22 protein-coding genes are annotated in these 24,670 nt (G+C 48.8%); 5 read left to right on the forward strand and 17 right to left on the reverse strand.

The window, feature by feature from the left end:
- Position 1: 1 nt before the first annotated feature.
- The 16 genes from BBD38_RS01460 to pyrH form a co-directional block, all read right to left on the reverse strand.
- Entirely contained in the window at positions 2–622 is a 621-nt protein-coding gene (locus tag BBD38_RS01460; RefSeq protein WP_066683723.1) for an MBL fold metallo-hydrolase, read from the reverse strand.
- 1 nt (position 623) lies between these two features.
- A complete protein-coding gene (gene dtd, locus BBD38_RS01465) occupies positions 624–1,073 on the reverse strand; it encodes a D-aminoacyl-tRNA deacylase (protein WP_066683724.1) in 450 nt (149 codons plus the stop codon).
- A gap of 12 nt (positions 1,074–1,085) precedes the next feature.
- Positions 1,086–3,224, reverse strand: coding sequence for a RelA/SpoT family protein (locus BBD38_RS01470; protein WP_330672270.1), 2,139 nt, complete (start codon positions 3,222–3,224; stop codon positions 1,086–1,088).
- A gap of 16 nt (positions 3,225–3,240) precedes the next feature.
- Entirely contained in the window at positions 3,241–3,753 is a 513-nt protein-coding gene (locus BBD38_RS01475; RefSeq protein ID WP_066683726.1) for an adenine phosphoribosyltransferase, read from the reverse strand.
- A 1-nt stretch (position 3,754) separates the two neighbouring features.
- Positions 3,755–5,704 (reverse strand): single-stranded-DNA-specific exonuclease RecJ, encoded by a 1,950-nt coding sequence (gene recJ, locus BBD38_RS01480; protein WP_172807728.1) that lies wholly within the window; start codon positions 5,702–5,704, stop codon positions 3,755–3,757.
- 177 nt (positions 5,705–5,881) lie between these two features.
- Complete coding sequence (gene secF / locus BBD38_RS01485; RefSeq protein ID WP_066683730.1) at positions 5,882–6,814, reverse strand: protein translocase subunit SecF; 933 nt, start codon at positions 6,812–6,814, stop codon at positions 5,882–5,884.
- Complete coding sequence (gene secD, locus BBD38_RS01490) at positions 6,811–8,115, reverse strand: protein translocase subunit SecD (protein ID WP_066683732.1); 1,305 nt, start codon at positions 8,113–8,115, stop codon at positions 6,811–6,813. Before secD ends, secF begins: the two co-directional genes overlap by 4 nt.
- 145 nt (positions 8,116–8,260) lie before the next feature.
- A complete protein-coding gene (locus BBD38_RS01495; protein WP_066683733.1) occupies positions 8,261–12,595 on the reverse strand; it encodes a PolC-type DNA polymerase III in 4,335 nt (1,444 codons plus the stop codon).
- A complete protein-coding gene (gene ispG, locus BBD38_RS01500; protein WP_066683739.1) occupies positions 12,592–13,656 on the reverse strand; it encodes a flavodoxin-dependent (E)-4-hydroxy-3-methylbut-2-enyl-diphosphate synthase in 1,065 nt (354 codons plus the stop codon). Before ispG ends, BBD38_RS01495 begins: the two co-directional genes overlap by 4 nt.
- A 12-nt stretch (positions 13,657–13,668) precedes the next feature.
- Entirely contained in the window at positions 13,669–14,691 is a 1,023-nt protein-coding gene (locus BBD38_RS01505) for a M50 family metallopeptidase (RefSeq protein WP_066683741.1), read from the reverse strand.
- Positions 14,692–14,709: 18 nt separating this feature from the next.
- A complete protein-coding gene (dxr, locus tag BBD38_RS01510) occupies positions 14,710–15,855 on the reverse strand; it encodes a 1-deoxy-D-xylulose-5-phosphate reductoisomerase (protein WP_066683743.1) in 1,146 nt (381 codons plus the stop codon).
- Between the two features lie 16 nt (positions 15,856–15,871).
- Positions 15,872–16,714, reverse strand: a complete 843-nt coding sequence (locus tag BBD38_RS01515) for a phosphatidate cytidylyltransferase (protein ID WP_066683745.1) — start codon at positions 16,712–16,714, stop codon at positions 15,872–15,874.
- Positions 16,715–16,725: 11 nt separating this feature from the next.
- Positions 16,726–17,475 (reverse strand): isoprenyl transferase, encoded by a 750-nt coding sequence (locus BBD38_RS01520; RefSeq protein ID WP_066683747.1) that lies wholly within the window; start codon positions 17,473–17,475, stop codon positions 16,726–16,728.
- A 33-nt stretch (positions 17,476–17,508) separates the two neighbouring features.
- On the reverse strand, positions 17,509–17,718 hold the full coding sequence (locus tag BBD38_RS01525; protein ID WP_066683751.1) for a hypothetical protein: 210 nt from the start codon (positions 17,716–17,718) through the stop codon (positions 17,509–17,511).
- Positions 17,708–18,271 (reverse strand): ribosome recycling factor, encoded by a 564-nt coding sequence (gene frr, locus BBD38_RS01530; protein ID WP_066683757.1) that lies wholly within the window; start codon positions 18,269–18,271, stop codon positions 17,708–17,710. The genes BBD38_RS01525 and frr overlap by 11 nt, the downstream gene beginning before the upstream one ends.
- 120 nt (positions 18,272–18,391) lie before the next feature.
- Positions 18,392–19,102 carry a UMP kinase gene (pyrH, locus tag BBD38_RS01535; RefSeq protein ID WP_147568049.1) on the reverse strand — a complete coding sequence of 237 codons (711 nt, stop codon included), beginning with the start codon at positions 19,100–19,102 and terminating at the stop codon, positions 18,392–18,394.
- A gap of 507 nt (positions 19,103–19,609) precedes the next feature.
- On the opposite strand from pyrH, the gene BBD38_RS01540 reads away from it, so the two are divergent.
- Complete coding sequence (locus BBD38_RS01540; protein WP_066683761.1) at positions 19,610–20,083, forward strand: cysteine hydrolase family protein; 474 nt, start codon at positions 19,610–19,612, stop codon at positions 20,081–20,083.
- A gap of 46 nt (positions 20,084–20,129) precedes the next feature.
- Entirely contained in the window at positions 20,130–20,831 is a 702-nt protein-coding gene (locus BBD38_RS01545) for a peptidoglycan recognition protein family protein (protein WP_082989397.1), read from the forward strand.
- A gap of 257 nt (positions 20,832–21,088) precedes the next feature.
- Here BBD38_RS01545 and BBD38_RS01550 read toward each other — a convergent pair whose 3' ends face one another.
- Complete coding sequence (locus tag BBD38_RS01550; RefSeq protein WP_066683763.1) at positions 21,089–21,547, reverse strand: DUF4870 domain-containing protein; 459 nt, start codon at positions 21,545–21,547, stop codon at positions 21,089–21,091.
- 612 nt (positions 21,548–22,159) lie between these two features.
- Here BBD38_RS01550 and BBD38_RS01555 point away from each other — a divergent pair.
- From BBD38_RS01555 to BBD38_RS01565, 3 genes are all read left to right on the forward strand, one after another.
- Positions 22,160–22,621, forward strand: coding sequence for a hypothetical protein (locus tag BBD38_RS01555; RefSeq protein ID WP_147568037.1), 462 nt, complete (start codon positions 22,160–22,162; stop codon positions 22,619–22,621).
- The gene (locus BBD38_RS15010) at positions 22,618–23,427 is read left to right on the forward strand and encodes a M15 family metallopeptidase (protein ID WP_147568038.1); all 810 of its coding nucleotides are present in this window, start codon (positions 22,618–22,620) and stop codon (positions 23,425–23,427) included. Before BBD38_RS01555 ends, BBD38_RS15010 begins: the two co-directional genes overlap by 4 nt.
- Before the next feature lie 143 nt (positions 23,428–23,570).
- Entirely contained in the window at positions 23,571–24,644 is a 1,074-nt protein-coding gene (locus tag BBD38_RS01565; RefSeq protein ID WP_066683767.1) for an acyltransferase family protein, read from the forward strand.
- Positions 24,645–24,670 lie beyond the last annotated feature (26 nt).

The following is a 24,670-nucleotide window of genomic DNA, read 5'->3' on the forward strand; positions in this document are numbered from 1 at the left end:
GTTACCATCCCATATATGGATTCATTGCTTTTTCCTGCGCGAGCGTGGTCGGGGCGCCGTGGCCGGGATAGACGTCATAATCCCCTTCGAGTTCTTTTAAACGCTTCAGGGAATCCCTCATGGCCTCCATGCTGCTTCCCGGAAAATCTGTCCGGCCAATGGACCCTTCGAACAGGGTGTCGCCGGAAAAAATCACACCGTCTCTCAGGAAGCAAACGCTTCCCGGTGAATGCCCCGGCGTATGGAGGACACGCAAAGCAAGGTTTCCTGCTTCAACCATATCGCCGTCTTCCAGCAAAATATCCGCCGGGCCGATGCTGAACGGATTCCCCATGAGGCCCGAAAGGTTGGAACGGGCGGAAACGAGCATTTCCGCATCCCCTGCATGGATTGCGACCTTTGCATGATAGCGGTTTTTCAGTTCCTCCACCGCGCCGATATGATCGGCATGGCCATGCGTCAGGAGAATATACGCAACCCCAAGCCCGAGACGGTCAAGCTGTTCTTCGATTTCCCGGGCATCGTCCCCCGGATCGATCACGATAGCCTCTTTGGCTTCTTCATCTGCTGCAATATACGCATTTTCGAGCAAAGCGCCCGTCGTTACCGGAATTACCTTCATATCAAAATTCCCTTTTACTGTCGAGCAGAATCGTTACAGGTCCATCGTTTACGAGGGAAACCTGCATTTCCGCCTGAAATTTTCCAGTTTGTATTTTTTCATATTTTTCCCGGAATACATAGACGCATTTTTCAAACAAATCACGCGCCGAGTCCGGAGATGCGGCGCGGATATAGCTCGGCCGCCTGCCCTTGCGCGCGTCCCCGTAAAGCGTGAACTGGGAAACAACGAGTATCTCCCCGGCAATCTCTTTCACGGAAAGGTTCATGACGCCGGACGAATCCTCAAAGATACGCAGGTTGACGCATTTTTCCGCAATGTACTCCATATCCTTTTCCGTATCTTCCGCGGAAATTCCCAGCAGCACAAGAAGCCCCGTGCCAATCCGGCCAACTGTTTTTCCTTCTGTGGAAACAGAAGCGTTTTTTACCCGTTGAACCACAGCCCGCATTGCTTTGCCCCTTTAGTAATTCACGCGGAATACGTCCCGCACGCCTTTTAGGGCCTTTAGCTTATTCATCAGGTCGTTCAAATCCTGCACCGAGGTGATGTTGGAACGCAGGGAAATGGTGGCGACGCCATTTTTGGCGGAATGCGCGTTGATGGCGGTGATATCCCGCCCCATATTATACATTGCCTGGGCAATTTCCACCATCAGCCCCGAACGGTCATCCGCCACGATCTGGATTTCAACATTGTAAGAGGTCGTCTGGTCTCCCGCCCAGGCGACTTCAATCAGGCGTTCCTTATCTACATTCAGTAGATTCTTGCACTCCTTGGTGTGGACGCATACGCCGCGCCCGCGCGTAATATATCCGACAATATCGTCCCCGGGAACGGGATTGCAGCATTTTGCGAAACGTACCGCAAGGCCCGTGTTGCCTTCTACGGTGATATCCTCCTCCGCTCCCTTTCCGCTGCGCTTTACGATCTTCAGCTCTTCCGAGCCGGAGTCAATCTTATTGGCCATTTTGTACTGCTCAACCAACTTGGAAAGAATCTGGTTGGCAGACAGGGCGCCGTAACCGATTGCCGCGAACATATCGTCCTGCGAATTCAGCGTAAACCGCTTATAAAGAACGCTCAGCCAGTCCGGCTTCAGGAGCTGTTCGTACAGGTTATATCCCTGCCGTTTCGCTTCCTTTTCCAGCATTTCGCGGCCTTTAACGATATTTTCTTCTTTCAGCTGCTTTTTAAACCACTGCTTAATTTTACTCCGCGCCTGCGCGGTCTTGACAAATTTCAGCCAATCCCTGCTTGGCGTCGCCGAATTCGAGGTGATAATTTCGACAATATCCCCCGTCCGCAGCTTATAGTCGAGAGGTACGATCTTGCCGTTTATCTTCGCGCCTACGCATTTGTTGCCAATGGCACTGTGGACGCTGTATGCAAAATCAAGCGGTGTCGCCCCCGCGACAAAATCCTTTACATCGCCCTTGGGCGTAAATACGAATACATTGTCCGCAAACAGGTCGACCTTGAGCGTCTCCATAAATTCCCGGGAGTCCTTGAGGTCGTTCTGCCATTCCATCAGTTCACGCAGCCAAGCAAGCTTGGAATCCATACCGGATTCTTTTCCGCCTTCTTTATACTTCCAATGCGCGGCAATTCCATATTCCGCCGTCCGGTGCATATCGTATGTGCGAATCTGCACTTCAAACGGTTTCCCGTCCTCGCCGAGAAGCGTCGTATGCAAAGACTGGTACATATTCTGCTTGGGCACCGCGATATAGTCTTTAAAGCGCAATGGAATAGGCTTCCACATTGTGTGCACGATTCCCAGCACGCCGTAACAATCCTTGATGCTCGATACAATGATGCGGATTGCGATAAGATCGTAAACCTCTTCAAAGACCTTATGCTTTTCACGCATCTTTTTGTAAATGCTGTAGATGTGCTTGGGCCTGCCTTCTATCTCCGCCTTGATTTTCATTTCCGCAAGCTTGTCTTCCAGCTTTACAATGACCGAATTGATTTGTTTCTCGCGTTCCTCGCGCGTCGACGCGATTTTATTCGCAATTTCAAAGTATTCATCCGGATGCAGGAATTTCAGCGACAAATCTTCCAGTTCCCATTGAATTGCGCTGATGCCGAGGCGGTGCGCAAGCGGCGCATAAATTTCAAGCGTTTCCGTCGCTTTTTCGATTTGCTTATTTTCAGACTGGTATTTCAGCGTGCGCATATTGTGCAGCCGGTCAGCCAGTTTGATAATGACAACCCGGATATCGGAGGCCATTGCAAGGAACATTTTCCGAAGGCTTTCCCACTGCTGCTCTTCGCGCGTTTTAAAATCGTAATTATTGAGTTTGGTAACCCCGTCGACAAGTTTCGCAATCTCAGGCGTGAATTCGCGCCCGATGTCTTCCGTGGTAAGCTGTGTATCCTCTACCGCGTCGTGGAGGATCGTGGCAATAATCGTCGTATTATCAAGGCCGAGGTCTGCAACGATATCGGCAACCGCGAGGGGATGCGTAAAAAAAGGCTCGCCGGAATGACGAAGCTGCCCCGCATGGGCTTTCTCCGCCATCACAAACGCTTTTTCCAGCATTGGATCATCTTCAAGCTTATGCCGCCTGATAAAATCGTTATAGTATTCCGACACCCAAACTATCTCCCAATCAATATTGTACCAAGGAAAACACGTCGTACCCGTCAAGGGCGCTTCTTCCGCCAAGGTCTGTGAGTTCGATCACAAAATTCAGGGAAACAACCTTTGCGCCCGCAAGCTCCACGAGCTCGCACGCAGCCTTGGCCGTCCCGCCTGTTGCAAGCAGATCATCAAAAACAGCGACGCGCATCCCTTTTTTAATCGCATCTTTATGCATTTCAAGCTGTCCTGTCCCATATTCTAGCTGATATTCTACCTGATAAACATCCGCCGGCAATTTTCCTTTTTTGCGTACCGGGACAATCCCTTTTTTGAGCAGGTAGGCAACGGGAGAGCCAAATAGAAACCCCCGGGCATCGAGCACGACAATCATATCGACCTCCTGCTCCCGCACGCGGTTTGCCAGCGTATCCGTCACGTAGCCGAACGCTTCCGGGTCTTTAATCAGCGTCGTAATATCGCGAAAAATTACACCCTTTTCCGGGAAATCCTCTATATTCCTTATTTTTGTTTTTAAATCCATCTCAATTCTCCCCCGAAACATACATTTGATATACCGCGCTCTTGGAAAGCTCACGCTTTCCGGCATGTATCACAATGTGTATTTTATCATTTTTTTGTATTTCTAGCAAACCTATTTCCTCAAACACAACCAGGGCAAACGCAACCTTTTCTTCCGTGAGTCCGGCGGCATATTTTTCCACAAACTGTGCAAGCTGTCCTTCATCCTGGAATGAAATCCGCTTGGCCTCGATGTTTTTCAAGACGGCATAGACCTCGAGTAATTTTTCCCGGCAAATGAAATAGGCGTTCCTGTCGGCCTCTCCGGGCTGCCCTGCTTTTCCCAGATGTGCACGCGCCCGCTTCACCTTTTGCAATGGGGATTCATCATAGGAAAGGGTATTCACAATCATCTGGGGTTTCATGTCAAACGTATTAACATTAAGCGTTCCCACAACGTCGGCGCGGCCGGGCACCTCCGCGGCCTGCGTGCCGAAAATAACGGCATTTACGCTCTTTCCTCCCTTGGAAATCCGGAATTTGGCATGCTTATCTTCACCGATCGAACGGATGTCCTCGATATGCGCGCCATCAACCAGCAGTTCAACCTGCTCGTTTTTAAAGCCAAACGGACGGAGCATTTCAAATTCTGAAATCAGCGAATTCGATATCTCGGCCGGGGCAATCCGAAGGTCATAGGTTTTAAGGGGCCTGAATACTTCTTCGTCATAATGTTCCTTTAAAAATTCATTCAGGCGGTGGATAAGCTGCGGAAGGCGGTCTTCCCTGATTGTAAGCCCTGCGGCGCCCGCATGGCCGCCGAATTTTTCATACAGCTTCGCCTGGGAATTCAGCGCTTCATAAATATTGACGCCGGGAATGCTGCGCGCGGAACCGGTATAAATTCCCGGCTCGGATTCCCCGAGGAGGATGGTGGGCTTTACATACCGTTCGGAGACCTTGGAAGCTGCCAGCCCAACGATGCCAATATCCCAATCCTGTTTATACAGCACAATAATTTTATGGTCCGGCGCGCCGCTTTCTTCCTGCATTTGCATAGCCTCTGCAACTACCTTCTCCTGCCGCTGCTGCCTGTCTGTGTTGAGGGTGCAAAGCTCTTCCGCGAGTTGTTCAAGCTTTCCCGCGTCGTTTTCCGTCAGGAGTTCGAAAGCGACCTTGGCCGTGGAAATCCGGCCGGCGGCATTGATGCGCGGCGCAAGGACAAACGATACGGTTTGCGCGTCTATATTTGCGACCCGTTTGGTGCACGCTTTTTTCACAAGCGCGCCGATCCCGGGGTTCGGGTCTTCATTGAGCCGCCGCAGGCCGAGCGCCGCAATGGCACGGTTTTCACCCAACAGGGGGACGATGTCCGCAATGGTTGCAAGGGCCGCAACGTCGATCATTTCAAGGGCCGCGTCGCCAATTAATGCCTGTGAAAATTTAAACGCCACTCCGGCCCCGCAAAGAGAATCAAAGGGGTAGGCCTCGCCCGGACGTTTGGGGTTCAAAATGTAATCCGCTTTTGGCAGGATATGCGGGCATTCGTGGTGATCGGTCAAAATTGTCGCCATTCCCATCTCCCGCGCACATTCTATTTCCTGTGTACTTGTGATTCCGCAGTCCACGGTAATCAGCAGGGAAATCCCCTTGAGCCGCTCGACGTTTTCCATCGTAAGCCCATAGCCGTGCTCCATTCGGTTCGGGAGGAACACCTCCACCTTTGCGCCCATTTGGCTCAATGTCTTATAAAGGATCGCGCTTGCGGAAATTCCGTCTGCATCGTAATCCCCGTATACGCAAATTTTTCCCTTGGTTGCGATGGTATGTTTTACCGTGCTTACGGCATCGCGCATATCAGCGAATAGAAACGGATCGTTCAATTGACCGGCATCCGGATTCAGGAAGGCACGGGCTTCCTCCGGGTCTTCGATTCCCCGTGCACATAAAAGCGAAGCTGTCAGCTTTGACAATTTCAAACTTTTGCGTAAACCGTCAATTGCCAGCGGGTCGTTATTCACTTGAGGCTTTTGTTTTAAGATATACCTCATATTGTCCCCTTAGAAAAAAGACCTCCTCACAGGAGGTCTTTTTTATTTTTTGTACCACACCAGCCTTCTGCACAACATTATATGCATGTACGGCCGGGGTTATGCCTTGGCGGCTTTTTTCTTGGGCTTCGCTTTTGCTTTGACGCCCTGTTTCTTTTTCTTGTCGAAATGATCCGCAAGAACCGCCCACATCGGCGCTGCAAGAACCACGGATGAATACACGCCCGCCAACAGGCCCACAATGATCGGGAATGAGAATTCCTTAATTGTCGGGACGCCGAAAATGTACAGGCAGACGATCATAATCAGCGTTGTCACCGATGTATTAATCGTACGCGTAAGCGTTTCCTTGATGCTCGTATCGGCAATTTCCGCCCGTGTGAAACGCTTGGTGCCCATCACCTTGAGGTTATCCCTGACGCGGTCGAATACAACGATCGTATTGTTGATGGAATACCCGATAATCGTCAGGCACGCCGCAATGAACGCGCTGTTGATCTGGATTTGCAGGATGCACATGATGGCAATCATGATGCCGACATCGTGGATCAGCATGATAACCGCGCTGATACCGTTATAGAGCTGGAACCTGATCCAAATGTAAATCAGCATCAGGCCGCACGCGATTGCAACCGCAAGGAATGCATTGCGAACCAGTTCCGCGCTGGCGACGCCGCCAACCTTATCGACCGATACAATTTCCGCGTCCGGATAGGTCTGCCGGATATCCGACAGGATTGCGTCGTTTGTTGTGGACTGCAATTCATCCGTATCAAGCGTGCGCATGCGAATTTCAGCCTGCGTATATCCTTCGCCCGCTTTTACAATCGGCGAATCGCCCATCCCGTTATTATCGAGTGCCTTTTGCACCACATCCGTATCAAAATCGCCCTTGAAATCAACGGACACGATGCTGCCGCCCGTGAAGTCAATGCCGAGGTTGAGGCCGCCGTTGATGACGCCAAAGATGATTCCCAGTACGATGATAATAATTGGAATAATCAAAAACTTTTTGAAGTGTTTCGTAATCACTGCGCGCCACCTCCTTCTTTTGCCGCCTTGGCAGCTTCGCGAAGCTGCTTTGCCTTCGCCATAAATACATTGGGATTTTTGATGTTCAGATTGATAAACATCTTAAGGATTCCCCGCGTAATGACAAGTGCCGAAATCATGGATACGATGATACTGATAATCAGCGTATATGCAAAGCTCTTAAGCGTGCCGGTCCCAAATGCCGCAAGCACAATTGCGCAAATCAGCGTTGTGATATTGGAGTCAAGGATCGTTACAAACGCTTTCTGGAAGCCTCCGTTAAAAGAAGTCCGTAGTGTTTTGCCCGTCCGGAACTCTTCCTTGAAGCGTTCAAATATGATGACGTTCGCGTCGACCGCCATTCCGATACCAAGGATAATACCCGCGATACCCGGGAGCGTAAGCTGCACGCCCGGAACGCTTCCAAGAAGCAGGAGCACAAAGCATACGTACACGACAAGCGCCATACAAGCCACAAGGCCCGGCAGCCTGTAATAAATCAGTATGAACAGGAATAGGATTGCAAGGCCGATAAGGCCTGCAAGGATGCTGTTTTGCAGCGCGCCCGCACCGAGGGTCGCACTGATGGACCGGACTTCGATTTCCTGTAAATCAAGCGGCAGCGCACCGCTTTCAATCTGCATTGCAAGGTTCTGGGCGCTTTCCGCCGTAAAGCTTCCGGTAATCTCGCCTTTCCCGTTTGCAATTACACTGTTGACCTTGGGAGCCGAAATCGTTTCCCCGTCGATTGTAATTGAAATCGTTTGGTTCAGGAATTCTTCCGTGGCGGCGGCGAATTTTTCGGTGCCGGACGGCGTCAGTTCAAAGCTTACGACATACTCGAGCGTCTGGGGATTTTGCCCCGCCTGTGCGCTCGCGATATCGCTTCCCTCCAGGACCGTATTTCCATTCGGGTCCACAAATTCCAGTTTAGCGGGCGTTCCTATGAATTCCGCCACCTCGTTTGGGTCCTGGATTTCGCTTGTGCTGTTGATCGGGATTTCCACACGAATCCGGTCTGTTCCCTGCTTGGTCACAGTGGCCTCCGTAAAACCCTTTGCGTCGAGCCTGTCCCGGAGCACCAGCATTGCGCCATCCATCTTTTCGTCAAACTTATCAACCGACGTATCAGTTGCCTGGTAAACGGTGTATACACCGCCTGTCAGGTCCAGTCCCTGTTGGATACCATTGAGCGGCTTGACTTCATAAATTCCAACACTGAAACCGTTGATGACAACAAAACACAACAAAGCGATGAGTACGAATGTTACGATGATGCCGACTAAGCTACGTTTTTTCATCAATGTTCCTCCTACCTTCTAAATTGTCAGACAAAATCAAGCCTTTGTCCGCTGTGATAAAGAAAAACCGCACAGGTGCAGTTAAAAAACTCACCCTAATATTATATAGCTGTGCAGGTAAATAGTCAATTGCAAAACCTCGGCCTTAAAAATCGAAAAGGCTTAGCTGGTTGGTTTGCGAAAGCCCCGTAAGGGTGCCCATTTTTTGCATTTCATCAATTACGGAAGAGGAAAGCTTGGCCCGCTTCCGTAAATCTTCTATGGAAATAAAAGCGCCTTTTTCCCGCTCTTCCACAATTTTAGCCGCCGCATTCCCTCCCAGTTTTGGAATGGAAAGGAACGGCAAACGCAGCCCGTCTTCCTCGATCAGGAATTTTTCCGCATCCGACCGTTTGAGGTCCACCGGAAGGAAATGATATCCGCGCAAATACATTTCACACGCCACCTCGAGCATGGTTGCCATGTTCTTTTCGTTCGCCGTCGCGTTTCCGTTGTTTTCGATTATCTGCCAATTTTTCTTAATGTCCTCAATCCCGCCAAGAACATAGGATGCGTCGAAATCATTGGAACGCACCGTAAAATAGGACGAATAAAACGCTTCCGGATAATGCACCTTGCAATAGGCAATGCGGTACGCCATGATAACATAGGCCACGGCATGCGCTTTGGGGAACATATATTTGATTTTTTTGCAGGACTCGATAAACCAGTCTGCGATATGCGCGTCGTCAAGCGCCTTTTGCATGTCCTCCGTGAAGCCGTTTTTTGCGACCTTCCCTTTTCGTGTTGCCTCCATGATAAAGAATGCCATTCGTTTCTCCACGCCTTTATCGACCAGGTAATTCATGATGTCGTCGCGCGTACAAATCGCTTCCTTCAGCGTACAGGTCCCGGCCTTAATCAGGTCCTGCGCGTTTCCGAGCCATACGTCCGTGCCGTGCGACAGGCCGCTGATCCGCACGATTTCGGACATTGTCGTCGGTTTCGTGTCCATCAGCATCTGGCGCACAAACTTTGTGCCGAATTCCGGGATGCCGAGTGTCCCGGTTTTTATTCCCAGCAAATCCTTGGATTTTAAACCGAGCGTTCCCAGGCCGGAGAACAGCTTCATCGTCGGCTTATCATCCAGCGGGATCGTAAGCGGGTCAATTCCCGTCGCGTCCTGCAGCAGCCTGATGATGGTCGGCACATCATGGCCGAGGATATCGAGCTTAATCAGGATGTCGTGCATCGAATTGAAGTCGAAATGCGTTGTGACCCATTCCGCCTCCGCCGAGTCGGCCGGTTTCTGCACCGGCGTGAAGTCGTAAACCTCCATATCATGCGGCACAATCACAATGCCGCCGGGATGCTGCCCCGTCGTCTTTTTCACGCCGGAAACGCCCTGTACAAGGCGGTTGACCTCCGCTTCGTTGGCCTGCGTGCCCGTTTGTTCGAGGAACTTTTTCACATAGCCATAGGCAATTTTATCTTTTACGGCGCTGATTGTCCCCGCACGGAACACATGCCCTTTGCCGAACATCACTTCCGTATATTTATGCGCGGTCGGCTGGTATTCGCCCGAGAAATTCAGGTCAATATCGGGCACCTTGTCCGCGTCAATGCCAAGGAAAACCTCAAACGGGATATCATAACCGTCTTTCAGGTATTTCGTTCCGCATTCCGGGCATACCGCATCGGGCAGGTCGATTCCGGAGGGATATTTTTCCTTGTCGATATCGAAATCGGAATGTTTGCAGTTCGGGCACACATAATGCGGCGGCAAAGGATTTACTTCCGTAATTCCCGTCATAGTTGCCGCAAGGCTGGACCCGACCGAGCCCCTCGAACCGACGAGGTATCCGTCTTCATTGGACTTTTTCACCAAAAGGTGGGCGCTGTAATACAGGACCGAGAATCCGTGCGAAACAATGGAATCCAGTTCGCGCTTCAGGCGCGCCTCAATCAGTTCGGGAAGCGGATCGCCATATTTTTCTTTTGCCGTCTTAAATGCGAGCTCTGTAATGTTTTCCGCTGCGTTCGGCAGGCTCGGCATTGCCGTCTCCGACTGGAAAAGTTCGATTTCCTCCGTCATGTCTGCGATTTTGTTTGAATTCTCCACAACCACTTCACGGGCCGTTTCTTCCCCGAGATAGGCAAACTCTTTTAGCATTTCGTCTGTTGTCCGCAGGTAGAGGGGGGCTTGCTCCGTATCGTCGTATCCCTGTATCTGGAAAATGATGCGGCGGAAATACTCCTCATGCGGGTCGAGAAAATGTACGTCGCAGGTCGCTACAGTCGGTTTGTCGAGTTTCTTTCCCAGTTCCACGATTCGCTTATTGATACGCCGGATATCTTCGTTATTGGCAAGGATGCCTTTTTTCACCATAAATTCGTTGTTTGCCGTGGGCTGTATCTCAAGGTAATCATAAAAGGATGCTATCTTTTCCAATTTCTTTTCATCGGCGCCCGCCAGCATTGCCTGGTAAAGCTCTCCCGCTTCGCAGGCCGAACCGACAATAATACCTTCCCGGTGCGCATCGATTACACTTTTGGGCATACGCGGCTTGCGGTGGAAATAGTCAAGGTGCGCAAAAGATACGAGCTTATAAAGGTTTTTTAAGCCCTGCTTATTTTTGCATAATAAAATAATATGATAGGTTTTCGCATTTTTCCCGGTTGCGTGTTCCGCAAACATTTTGTTTACGCCGTGCATATCCTGCGCGTCCTGTTTTTCAAATTCACGGAAACATTCCAGCATGATTTTGGCAGTACATACCGCGTCGTTGACGGCCCGGTGATGTTCAAGCGGGATATGGAGATGCGCCGCCACCGTATTCAGCTTGTGGTTTTTGAGTTTCGGAAACGCAAGACGGCACAGGGCGAGGGAATCTACAACCGTATTTTCATACGTAATTCCAAACTGTTTTGATTTATGAAAAATAAACTTGGTATCAAAATCCGAATTGTGGGCGACAAGAACCGCATGGTCGCCGCAAAAATTCCGGAATTCCTCGAGCGCTACCTCAGGCAGGGGCGCGTCCTTCACCATATCGTCGTTGATTCCCGTCAATGACACGATTTTCGGGGGGATCGGCCCGCCGGGCTTCACAAAGGTTTGGAACCGGTCGGTAAGTTCCCCGTTTACAACGCGCACCGCGCCGATCTCCGTGATATCGCAGTTGATATGGGAAAGCCCGGTGGTTTCAATATCAAACACCACATATTCATCCTGAAACCCCTTGGGTATATCCGAATCATAAATACGCTTTGAATCGTCGATCATATAGCCTTCCACGCCGTAAATCAGGTGGATACCGTTTGCTTTTGCCGCATTGGCAGCATCCGGGAATGCCTGTACGACGCCGTGGTCTGTGATGGCGATTGCCTTATGGCCCCATTTTGCGGCGCGGGCAACAATTTTTTTTACGTCCGAAACGCCGTCCTGGGCAGACATCTGCGTATGTACATGAAGCTCCACGCGCTTTTCTTCAGCCTTGTCTTCCCGGTCTTTATGGTTTGACTTCTCAATTTTCTGGGCCTTGACCGTTTTTTCATGTTCAAAGCTGTCGTCTGCGCACAGACCCGTCACGACAACCCATTGGCCCTTTTTAGGCGCGGTAAGCCGCGTCTTATATTTATTGCTCTCTAAAAAAAAGCAGGTGATACTGGAGGTGTAGTCGGAGAGCACAAATTTATGCTTAATAAGTTCCCCGTTCTTAAGCTCCCGGTCCTCCGTATAAACGACCTCGCCTTCGATCATAACGCGCGTATCGGGCGCAAGGTCACACATTTTTGTAACAGCACTGCCTGCAGCCGCTTTTTTAGGCTCTCCCGCTGGAAAATCGGCAGGCAGCGCCTGCGGCTCTGATGAAGCCGGCGGAGCCTCCCAGGGCGGCGGCGCCATTTCATGCCCCCCGCCAGGGCGCGGCGAGGCCTTCCTGGCCGGGGCGGCGCTTTGCGCGCTGATCGCTTTCTGCACCTCCGGCGAAGGTTCGTAATCGCTGGGGGTATCCTCGGCCGTGCCGATACGCACCCCCATTTCCATACCATATATATCGCGCAGAAAATGCTCGGCAAGTGTATCGAGCTTCATTGTGCTGATAATGCCTTCAGCCATTTTTGTTGCGCAGGAAATTTCTAAAATCCGGTCCCCCGGCGTTACTTTGGCCGGCTGGATAAAGGGCATGACCGTCGGTTCCGACAGGATTAAATAATCCTTCAGGTATTGCTCCAGAATTTTTTCTTCCCGAAGCAGTTCCGATGCGTAATGAGACTGGTCGAGTGAAACCTTTACTTTTTCATCGCAGGATTCCTCCAGCGCCCGTTTTGTTTTCAAAAAATCAAAGGGTGAGAGATGCTCCGACGTTTTGAAGAAGGCTTTCAGCACCTCTTCTTCCGAAATAAACTCCACCCGGTCAAACTGTACTAAATTTGAAAAACGCTTATCTTTGCTGATTTTGTCAATTACCTTTGTAAGGTTCTTTATAAGCGCGTTCAACGTCCTTCGTTCCTTTCCTCTACAATATCCAGTATCATCCGCCTCAGTTCCGGCAATATATCGAATTCATCGACTTTTTTGATAATTTCCCCATGCGCAAACAGCAGGCCTTCCCCGCGGCCTCCGGCAATTCCGATATCTGCCTCCCGCGCCTCGCCCGGTCCATTGACCGCGCAGCCCATGACGGCGATTTTCAGCGGGATTTTGATATTTTGGGTAAACCGTTCGATGCTTTCCGCTATTTTTTCTATATCGATCGTACAGCGCCCGCATGTCGGGCAGGAAATAATTTCCACCCCTGATTTACGAACGCCGCAGCTCTTTAAAATATCCCGCGCCGCATAAACCTCCTGGACCGGGTCGCCCGTTACGGATACGCGCAATGTATCGCCGATTCCATCCAATATCAGCGCCCCCATGGCAATGGAGGATTTGATTACCGCCATATGGTACGTCCCCGCCTCCGTAACGCCGAGATGCAGGGGATAATCTGCCGCTTTTGCAATTTTGCGGTAAGCCTCGACGCATACCGCCACATTGGAGGATTTAATAGACACTACAATGTCATTAAATTTCATGCGTTCCAGGACCCGTATATTTTCGAGCACGCTTTCAATCAGCGCATCCGCGGTGGGACCGCCATGTTTCTGCAAAATTTCTTTCGACAGGGAGCCTGCATTGGCCCCCACGCGGATCGGGATATGCGCAGCCTTCGCAGCGTTTACCACGGCGGCAATTTTATCTTTCCCACCGATATTACCGGGATTGATGCGAATCTTGTCCGCTCCGTTCTCAATCGCCGCAATTGCCGCCTGCGCGTCAAAATGAATATCCGCAACCAGCGGGATTGAAATGGCATCCTTAATTTTTTTCAGGGCAAAGCCGCTTTCCGCATCCGGTACGGCGCAGCGGACAATTTCGCACCCCGCTTCTTCGAGCGCATGAATTTGCGCTACCGTCTTGCGGACATCCCTGGTATCCGTATTTGTCATGGATTGAATCGCAATCGGATTTCCGCCGCCGATTGCGACATTTCCAATTTTTACTTCCCTTGTTTTCATTTTAACCACCCTCTACAATATCAACCGTTGTACATCCTGGAATATCAGGAAAATGGCAAGCCCGAAAATAAGCACCATGCCAATCAGGTTGAGCGTCCCCTCCACCTTGGGCGACGCCGGTTTCCTGCGGATTCCCTCCACGGCATACAGGACAATTTTCCCGCCGTCCAGAGCGGGTATGGGCAGCAGGTTTACAATAGCAAGGTTGATGCTCAGAAGAGCGGTCAGGTTTACCACCTGGTCCCAGCCGATCATCGCCGCCTGCCCGACCATGCTCGCAACGCCTACAATGCCCGACATGTTTTCCATGCCCTGCCCCATAAAGAACAGGTTCCCCAGCGCCATGACCATCTCCCGCGTTACCAGGAATAGCCATTTAAAGCTTAAGGCAACCGCTTCAAAGAAATTGAACGTACGCGGCTCGAGCGAAAGGGACATACCGGTCAGTTTCCTGCCATCCACCTCTTCCTCTTCATAGGGGATGCTGAAGGAATGCTTCTGCCCGTCCCGTTCCACTGTAAGTGAAAGCGCATCCCCCTGTTCCGCGCCATATGCATCCTGTAAATCATATGTAAAATCGATGCGGACTCCGTTCATCTCCCGGATAATATCGCCTTCCATAATTCCCGCTGCCTGCGCGGTGGAATTCTGTTCAAGCCCCGTGACAACGGGCTGGGCGTTCCCCACGGTCATTAAAAGAACCGCCGCCAGAACGACCGCGACAATCACATTCATCAGCGGCCCCGCAATAATTGTCAGAAAACGGCTTTTCAGGGACGCCGCGCGGAAGTCGCCCGGTACGGGGTCCTTTTCCTCGTCGTCCGCGAATTTATTATATCCGCCGATAAAAAACGGGCGGATTGAAAATTCAGTTTCACCCCGGTGCCATTTGATAAGCTTCGGACCAAAGCCGATGGCAAACTCCGCAACCTTAATACCGCGTTTTTTTGCTACGATATAGTGTCCGAATTCATGCGCCACAACCAGTGCCGTGAGCACCAGCAGCGTTACGACAATGCTCAGTACAATCTGCAATCATTTCCCTCCAAGCGTCTACAACAGGGCATCCACATAGGCCCTGACATCTTTATCCAATTCCAGTATCCCGGAAATTGTCTCCGGGATAACTCCGTGAAACCTCTTCATGCTGTCCCCGATCAATTCGTATATCCTGCGGAACTCAATCTTTCCTGTCAGGTATCCGGCGACCGCTTCTTCATTCGCCGAATTATAAACGGCGGTAGTGTCCGTCCTGATGGCTTCAAAGGCGAGTGCAAGACAGGGAAAGCGTTCCATATCCGGTTCCAGGAATTCCAGCTTGCCAATTTCATAAAAATTAAGCGGCTTTACGCATGGGTTTTCCAGCATTTCCGGAAAAAGCAACGATTTCTGGATCGGCATACGCATATCCACCGGGCCCATTTGAGCCGTCACCGAGCCGTCTTTCCATTCTACCATCGAATGTATGATGCTTTGCGGATGGACCAGCACCTTAATCCGTTCCGCGGGCATTCCATACATAAAATGCGCCTCCATTACCTCCAACCCCTTATTTGCGAGCGAGGCCGAGTCGATCGTAATTTTCTGCCCCATGGACCACCGCGGATGTTTCAGCGCCTTTTCCAGCGGTGCATGGTCTATTTCATTTTTGTTCCAGTGCAGGAACGGACCCCCGGAAGCGGTGATCCACAGGCGCTGTACCTCCGATACGTCAAACCGGTTGTTAAGGCATTGGAACAGGGCTGAATGCTCGCTGTCTACGGGCAGGACCAGCGTTCCCGTGTCACGGATCATTTTTTGTACGAGCCTTCCGCCGCATACAAGGGATTCCTTATTTGCCAGGGCAACGGTTATTCCATGTTTCAGGCATTCTTCAAACGCCGGGAGTCCGGCAATCCCCAAGACAGACAGGACAACCATATCCGGCTCCCCGATCGTACAGGCCTCCGTCAAAGCGTCCGGGCTCGAAAGAATCACCGGTTCGTAATCAAGGAGCGCTTTCAGCAGCCCAATATCCGCATCCGCCCCGGTAACGGCAACATATTCCGGTTCCAGCTTATTTGCTGTTTTAGCCAGCGTTTTTATGTCTTTATGGGCAGAAACGCACCCCACGTGAATCCGATCCGGGTATGCGCATGCAACATCCGCCGCCTGCTGTCCCACAGAGCCGGTCGCCCCTAATATCGTTATGTTTCTCAAGCACTTTCTCCTCAATCTATGATACCAACCCGGCGATTGTTAAAATAAACACGGCCGGGATACAAAACAAAATACTGTCCATCCGGTCCACTATACCACCGTGACCCGGTAAAATCTTTCCAAAATCCTTAATATTCAGTGAACGCTTTATGAACGATGCGGACAGGTCGCCAAGCTGTGAAATTGCCCCGAGCGCCGCGCCTGCCGCCATGAAGCCGACAAGGTTTTTTCCGCCCCAAAACAACAATGTAATCAAAAGCGCCCCGATAAGGCCGCCTGCCACACCCCCAACGCTTCCCGCCACGGTTTTTTTGGGGCTGATCTGCGGGCATAGCTTTCGTTTCCCGAATGCCATGCCGACAAAATAGGCAAATGTATCCGAAAACATTGCAGGCACAAGCACCATGAGGAACACCACAAGCATGCGGTAGTAGTCCCCGATATTTCCTAAAATCAGCATGTAAAACAGCGCGAAGAACAGCTGCGGATAAACAAAGGTGAAGATCGTATTCGACGCGCTGTCCGCAGAATGCCGCCCGGAAAACATCGAGACAATGAAGACAAGCATAATCAGCACAACAAAGGTGCAAAGCAGCATTAAGGGCATCCATGACGCATAATCCATTCCCTTTTGCAGCAAAATAAAAAAGCCGACAAAATAAGCTGCCAGTACTACGGCAAATGCGTAGGAAAGAAAGGTTACGACCGGTTTTCCGTTTTGATCCAGTGCGCGCACAATTTCAAACTGCGTAGCAAGGGCAAGGACAGCCGCAAGCACGATCATCACCCAGCTTTGGAAAATCGCGGCGAGCGCTACGATGATTACAATCGGGATTGCCACCAGAATTCTCTTTAACATACGATCACTCCTCAAAGGCCGCCATAGCGGCGCTGCCTGTTTTGATATTCAAGCAAGGCTATTTCATATTCCCGTTCGTCAAAATCCGGCCAAAATACAGGGGTGAAATAAAATTCCGCATAGGCCAGCTGGTAGAGCAGATAGTTGGAGAGCCGCTGCTCCCCGCTTGTGCGGATCATAAAATCAGGGTCGGGCTGTCCGGCCGTTTCCAAATGATCCGAAATGGTTTGTTCCGTAATATTTTCAACCGCAAGACTGCCGTTTTTCACTTCGGAAGCAATGCATCTTACGGCGGTTTCGATCTCCGTGCGCGACCCATAATTGAGCGCAACATTCAGCACCAGTCCCGTATTGTCCTTCGTTTTTTGTTTCGCATTTTCGAGGACTTCTATCACTGCCTGGGGAAGCCTGGAAGTATCGCCGATCGTACGGAATACCACGCCTCGCTCGTGCATTTCATCGAGCTCCTTCTGCAAAAATTCGATCAAGAGCCCCATCAAGGCCCCCACTTCCTCCTTGGGGCGCTTCCAATTTTCGGTGGAAAACGCATAGAGCGTCAGATATTTTATCCCGATATCGCTGCTCATGCGAATGATCGTTTTCACCTTGTACATTCCCGCACGGTGCCCGGCCACCCTTGGCAGCATACGTCTTTTTGCCCACCTGCCATTCCCGTCCATAATGACGGCGACATGTACCGGCAGTTTGCTGAGGTCAAGCTCCGTAAGCTGGGCAGACCGCTTTTTTGAAAAAAGTCCCAAATTGTTCTCCTTTAAAAAGCGCGTCCCAAGGCATCAGCCCTGAGACGTCTTAATGTTTGTAATAAATTCGCCTGTCAAAAGCTCGTATGTTCCATCCTGTTCCCGCACTCTCAGGACACGCACCGAATCCGCATCCCGGTAGGGTTTATAGGATACATAGCGCACCACGGTATATTTTTTCCCTTCCCGTGCCAGAATTTCTTCCGCATCCCGGAGGTTCAGGCCCAAAAGATCATATCTCAAGAATTTCCTTTTCCTTTGCCGCCAGAATTTCTTCCGCTTCTTTTGTCTTCTTATCGGTCAGCGTCTGGATTTCCTTTTCCAGGATTTCATAATCGTCTTCCGTTACTGCGCTCGCTTTTTTGTCTTTTTTGAATACCTCGTTGGCATCGCGGCGGATCGAGCGGATCGCAACTTTTGCTTCTTCCGTTTTCTTCTTCGCCAGCTTAACAAGCTCCTGTCTTTTTTCACCGGTAATTTCCGGAAAAGCAAGGCGGATCATTTTGCCGTCGTTGGCGGGATTAATTCCCAGGTCGGACGACTGGATCGCTTTCTCTACCTCGTGCAGCATACTGGCGTCCCAAAGGGAAATTGTGAGAAGGCGCGGCTCCGGCGCGGCAATATTGCCCACCTGGTTGATCGGCGTGGGGGTTCCGTAGTAATCCACCATTATCCCATCCAAAAGTTGCGCGTTTGCCCTGCCTGCGCGTATGCTGACAAGTTCTTTCCTCAAAACGCTCAGCGTTTTATCCATTTTTGATTCGGCTTTTTCAAGTGCCTCATGTTTAATTTGCATTTGTCACCCATTCCTTTCATCATTCTCAGATTTTGTAAAAAGGTGCTTTTAATTTCATATCTATTGTATCGTAACCCGGTCTAAAACTCAATCCCAACTTGCAGGATTTTGCAGATTCGGCTATTTAATCATCGTACCGATTTCTTCCCCGTTTACGACCCTGCGGATGCTGTCTTTTTCGTTTACCCCGAAAACGTTGATCGGAATATGATTATCCATACACAGGGTAATCGCCGTATTATCCATTACGCTGAGGCCTTTATTGATGACATCCATATAGCTGATCGTGTCAAAGCGCAGGGCATCCGGATTTTCCTTCGGATCACTGTCATATACCGCGTCCACATTTTTCGCCAGCATGATAAGGTCGACTTCCATTTCCGCCGCGCGAAGCGCCGCCGCCGTATCAGTTGAGAAATAAGGATTCCCTGTGCCGCAGGCAAAAATCACAACGCGCCCCTTTTCAAGATGCTTCATTGCCTTCCGACGAATATACGGCTCCGCAATCTGCCGCATTTCAATCGCTGTCTGGACCCTCGTCTGGAGGCCTTTTTCTTCAAGCGAATCCTGCAACGCCAGCGCATTGATGACGGTTGCGAGCATTCCCATATAATCAGCGGTCGTACGGTCCATATGCTTTCCAACGCGCGCCCCGCGCCAGATGTTCCCGCCGCCTACAATGATGCCGACTTCCACTCCCTGTTCCGCCACTTCAATGATCTGTTCCGTCACATTGTCGATAATATCAAAATCAAGCGGTCGGTTTTCAGCAGAACAAAGCGCTTCTCCGCTGATTTTCATAATTACTCTCTTGTATTTTGGTTCCATGATAGCCCTCCCGGTCATTCTGCTTAAAAAAAGAGAACACGAATGTGTTCCCTTTGATTGCCGTCAATCAGATTTTCGTTTCCCGTTTTTCCTGTCATCCTGTAAACAGTTCCTTTGCACAAATAAATTCAGCGCAATACCATCTTATAGTTTTATGTTGCGCGCAATACTGAATCCCATTTTCCCGGTAAGCCTCTTCAAAACAAGGTGCTGGCGGTTATTACCGGCAAACTGCCTTTTAAGCTGGTCCGCTTATCCGCAGCTGCAAAAGGCTGCGCGTTCTTTGCTGTAAAGATTATACCAAACATTACTTTTCGCATCAACTAAAATATAGGCTGCCGGAAGTTTAATTTACAGGCAGGCTCTTCCTTTGAAACCTGCGGTATAACAGTTATCTCTTTTTTTAAGGCTGCCCTCAGAATTTTGGCATGCTCCGGCAAAATGACTTTAGGTCCCGGTTATGGTAAAATATGTTTGGCTTGATAAATCGTTTTTAGCGGGGAGACTGGAATGGATTGCTTATTGGTAATTGACATGCAGGAAGATTATGTAGGGGCGGGACGCAACAAAAAGAGATATCCGTATAATGCAGCGGAATTGATTGAGAATGTAAATAAAAGGATTTGCGAATATTCCCCCGAAGCAATTGTGTATGTAACCAACCGTTTTTTTTGGGAAAATACCAACACATCGAAAAAGCTGGCAGAAACCCTTTCTGTCCATTCCGGAAATATTTACGAAAAGAGAAAGGCAAGTTGCTTTTCAAACAAGGCCTTATTGGCATATTTGGAGTCGGTAAAGGCGGAAAGGCTTGAATTGGTGGGTGTAGATGGAAACCATTGCATTGCGGGCAGCGCTTTGGATGGTGTTAAAAAAGGCTTTACCATTCTCTGCAATGAATCCTGTGTAGGGACCGCCGATACAGGCAGGTATAAAAGAATAAAGGAAAAATTGAAAAAGAAGAATGTGCAGTTTATTGAATAAACTTTAAAGCAATTCCTCTTGCCGTTCCCACACGTCCGGGATTTAGATGAACGGTTTTGTATTGACAATTGGCTCCAATTCAATTAACGTATTTTACATGGCTGGAAACCGGAAAAGAAAAAAATACAAATTAAATCCCCGCGGCAAAATTATCATTATCGTAACCGCGGCTATTCTTGCATTACTGATCGCCGTATGCATTTTTCCAAAAAATGAAACCGACAGGAACCCGGCTTTTTTAGCAGAGGTCGACGCCCCCGCATGGATCGACGCCGAATATATCGATATGGGCGTCAACGCGCGAAAAGGAACCCTGCTGGAGGCAGTCAATGGAATCGTTGTCCATTATGTTGCCAATCCGGGCACGTCGGCCGCGCAAAACCGCAGCTATTTTAACAATCCTGGTACAAAGGTCAATTCCCACTTCATTGTCGGGCTGGAAGGCGAAATTATACAATGCATCCCCCTTGCCGAACAATCGGTTGCCAGCAATGAACGGAACCGCGATACTATATCCATAGAAGTGTGCCATCCGGATGAAAGCGGCGCGTTCACAGACGCCACTTATGCCTCCCTGGTGAAACTGACCGCATGGCTGAGCCATATATGCGACTTTAAAAAAGACGATATTATACGGCACTATGACGTGACCGGAAAATTATGCCCAAAATATTTTGTAGAGCACGAAGATGCGTGGGAACAGTTCAAAACAGATGTGATGGATGGCAAGGCAAATTGGCAGGATTAAAATAGAGCCGATGAAACAGAATGAAATATCCCCCTATCCGTTCAAAGGAAGCGGAGATATTTTGATATTACGAAACAATATGCTGTTCTATTTATACCTTGCTTAATCTGTTAAACCGCAAACATACATGAATGAATCACACCGGAAACCCGAATAAAAAAACAGGACACCCATCATATTGCCTGTGTCCTGTTTAAAATTCATATTTTGTAAGTTTAAGGCCGCGAAAATCCCGTTTGTTTTAGCGGCGCGTACCACTATTTATTTTGCATCTTTTCCGCAATTTTATCTCCAAAGCCTCCGATCAACGGAATGGAATAGTCCTCATACTGATAGGCTTTTACAGCGCCGAGGATCGCCGCAACCATAAGAAGAACCCCAATAATTCCGCTGATTACGCTGACCGCCAGAGCGCCGCCTGCCGCGCCGAAATAGCTGAATGGATGGGAATACAGCGAAATCACAATCGCCGCGCTGATAATATTAAAAATGATGTGTACGACTGCCACGACAATATACAGCGCCATTGCCTGCGCCGCATGGCGTTTGACAAATATACTGTCTTTTTCAATGACCAGTATTACCAGCATCGGAAATACCCATGCCGCATAATAGACATAGGGTATCCACCCCAATATAATACTGATGATATACACCAGCATTGCAAATACATTGGCGTCCATTCCTGTTGAGGATTTGTGATTTTCTGTTTTCATGTTTCGTCTCCTTTATTATGACAATATTAATTTATATAAAGTACACAAAATTCTCTGACAGGAAAGGTAATTCCCTGCCCTTTACCCTTTTATTTCGGGCCTGTTACTTCCCGTGCAGGACTCTCCGCCTTTGCAAACAGTCCCTGTTCATTTTTTCCCACCTACCAGAACCTTTGCCTTTATTGCGGGCATACCCATACTTTTTAAATTTAATGCAAAATTTATCTTCTGTGTGGTTTCTGTCACAAACGACACTTTCTATGACATAAACGACATCCATTTGATTCAAAGCCTGAAAAAGTAACATGATCGATGTCATTTTCAGGTGGAAATCAAATTACATATTGGGGTATCACATCGGATAAAAACACGGAAAATTTGACAAATATACAAAAAAGGGATAATGTTTTATCGAAGATATACGTTTGTGGGGGCCCTTATGAAGGAAGCGTCAAAAAAGACATTGCGGTCCGTTTGGAGTGACAAGCGTATGAGGATTACTGGAAGTAAGATACCATCTTGTGATGGTATCTTTTGTTTTAAAGGAAAGGATTTTTCTAAATGGACCGTACACTTTTTTTAATCCTGCTTTTGGCAGGAGTTGTAATTTTTATGATCGGAATTTTTGCTTTAATCAAACGGAATAAATACTATAATCCACATTGTTTGGTGCAGGGGTCCGCTAAAATTATCGGACATGATTTTACACAGACGGTCCCGACGCCTGTATTGCAATTTTTTATCAATGGGACGGAATATAAAATCAAACCACGCTATAAGATGGTATCCGGCGTTCGCACCCCCACCCAAAGCAAACCGGAATTTTGGGTGGACGCCAACGGACACGCACATTACAAAATCAATTCGTTCGTGAATGATTTTCGTCCGATTGCAAATGAGATTTATCCAATCGGAAATGAAATGCGAATCCTATACAACCAGCAGAATCCAAAATTTGCGATTGTGCCGGGGTTTGCAAAGAAGGGCTCAATTTCCAGTTTAATATTTACGGTCATTGGAATTTTAGTGATTATAAGTTCAGCCGTTATATTTGCGGGAGGATTTGTGAAATGAATAAAAGCAAATGGCAAAAAGCTGCTGTTTTCATATCTGCCGTCCTGATCTTTTCCATTGCAGGCGCAGCCTGCTCTAATTTACCTGCAAATGACCTGCAAGAAAACCCCGGCCCGGCGACGGAAACTTACATGCCGACGGCCGCTCCAAGCCCTACCCCGAAACCCACGCCCGTTCCGACACCAAAACCGACCCCCGAACCTACCCCAACGCCTACGGGGCTGGTGGAATTATCGGAAGGTTTTTCTTACCAGGAAATACCGGAAGGGGTGCTTCAACGGATGATGGGAAAATCGTATCCAGAAGATTGCCCGGTGCCGTTGGATGATTTAAGGTATGTCAAGGTGCTTCATATCGGCTTTGATGGGAAGAGCCATGAAGGAGAAATGATTGTCAATAAGAAAATCGCGGATGATGTATTGGATATATTTAAAAAACTGTACGAAGCGGAATACCCCATTGAAAAAATACGACTGATCGACGAATACGGCGCTTCGGATGAAGCGTCTATGACAGACAATAACACCTCCTGTTTCTGTTACAGGACAATATCCGGGACAAACAAGCTTTCTTATCACGCGCGCGGCCTTGCAATAGATGTTAATACGTTATATAATCCGTACGTTTCATCCAGGAAAATCGAACCGGCGGCGGGTGAAAAATATGCTTATGACCGGGACAGCGGGAATCCACGTTATATCGACGAGGATGATCTTTGCTATCAACTATTTACGGAACACGGCTTTTTTTGGGGCGGACATTGGAATAACGTGAAAGATTATCAACATTTTGAAATGCAGGATTAGACAGCAAGGATATTCCCGGCGAAAGAGAAAGGTTCTTATAACCCGGACGGTATTTTAGATAGGAATCATTTATCGAAAGCCCAGGCCCCACTTATGGATAACTTAACGCATAAATTATTACTATCACCGACAGGAGAAAGTTGATGATACAGGAACGGAAGCATTTCATAGACAATTTGAGGTGGATGGCAATCTTGCTGCTTTTTTCGTTCCATGCCGCACAAATATGGAGCGGAGGAGAGTACAGCGGTTTTTATGTCTGGTCGTATACCGACAACATTTTATATATTTTCTCCACGGCTGTATATCCGTGGTATATGACGCTTCTTTTCGTGCTGGCCGGGATGAGCAGTAAATATGCGCTGCAAAAAAGAACAGACAGGCAATTTATCATTGAACGGACAAAAAAGCTTATCATACCCTTTATTTTCGGTGTGCTGGTTCTTGTACCGGTTATGACATATATTGCTGAAATATATTTCAACGGCTATAGTGGGTCATATTTTGACCAATACCGCTTGTTTTTTTCCAAAGCAACCGACCTGACAGGATATCGAGGCGGCTTTACACCTGCCCATCTTTGGTTTCTGCTTTATCTGTTCATCATCTCACTGGTGTCGCTGCTGATGATCCGTATACAGCAAAAAGCACTTCCTGATTTACGTGCCAAACGGCTTCCCTATTGGGCCCTGATCCTTTTGTTTATTCCCGTGTGGCTTATGTTCCATGTCCTCAATATCGGCGGGAAAAGTATAGGCCAATTTCTGATCCTGTATATTTTCGGATATTATATTTTATCCAAAGACAGAATTCAGCAAGAAATAAAGCGATATCGTTTTGTGAGCCTGATTCTATCTTTGGTATCCGGCATTATTTACACATATCTTTATTGTTTCATAAATCTACGTAACGAATTGATAACCGGGCTGTTCGTTTTCTTTGGCTGGCTTGGCATATTGACCCTGCTGGGATTTGGGCAAACCCTGCTTAATTTTCAAAACAAAATCAGCGCATATTTTACGCGCGCCTCCTATCCTATTTACATCATACACCTGCCCGTGCTTGTAATTGCCGGATTCTTTGTTTTGAAATTCCCCGTCGGTATATTCTTCCAGTTCCTGCTGATTATTTTGCTTTCCTTTACGGTTACAATTTTGCTTTATGAGGGAATACGAAGGCTTCCCTATTTTCGCGTGCTGTTTGGAATTGATAAATAGTTTAACCCTATGCCTCTTCAATATTT

The sequence above is a fragment of the Christensenella intestinihominis genome, assembly GCF_001678845.1.
Lineage (GTDB): Bacteria > Bacillota > Clostridia > Christensenellales > Christensenellaceae > Christensenella > Christensenella intestinihominis.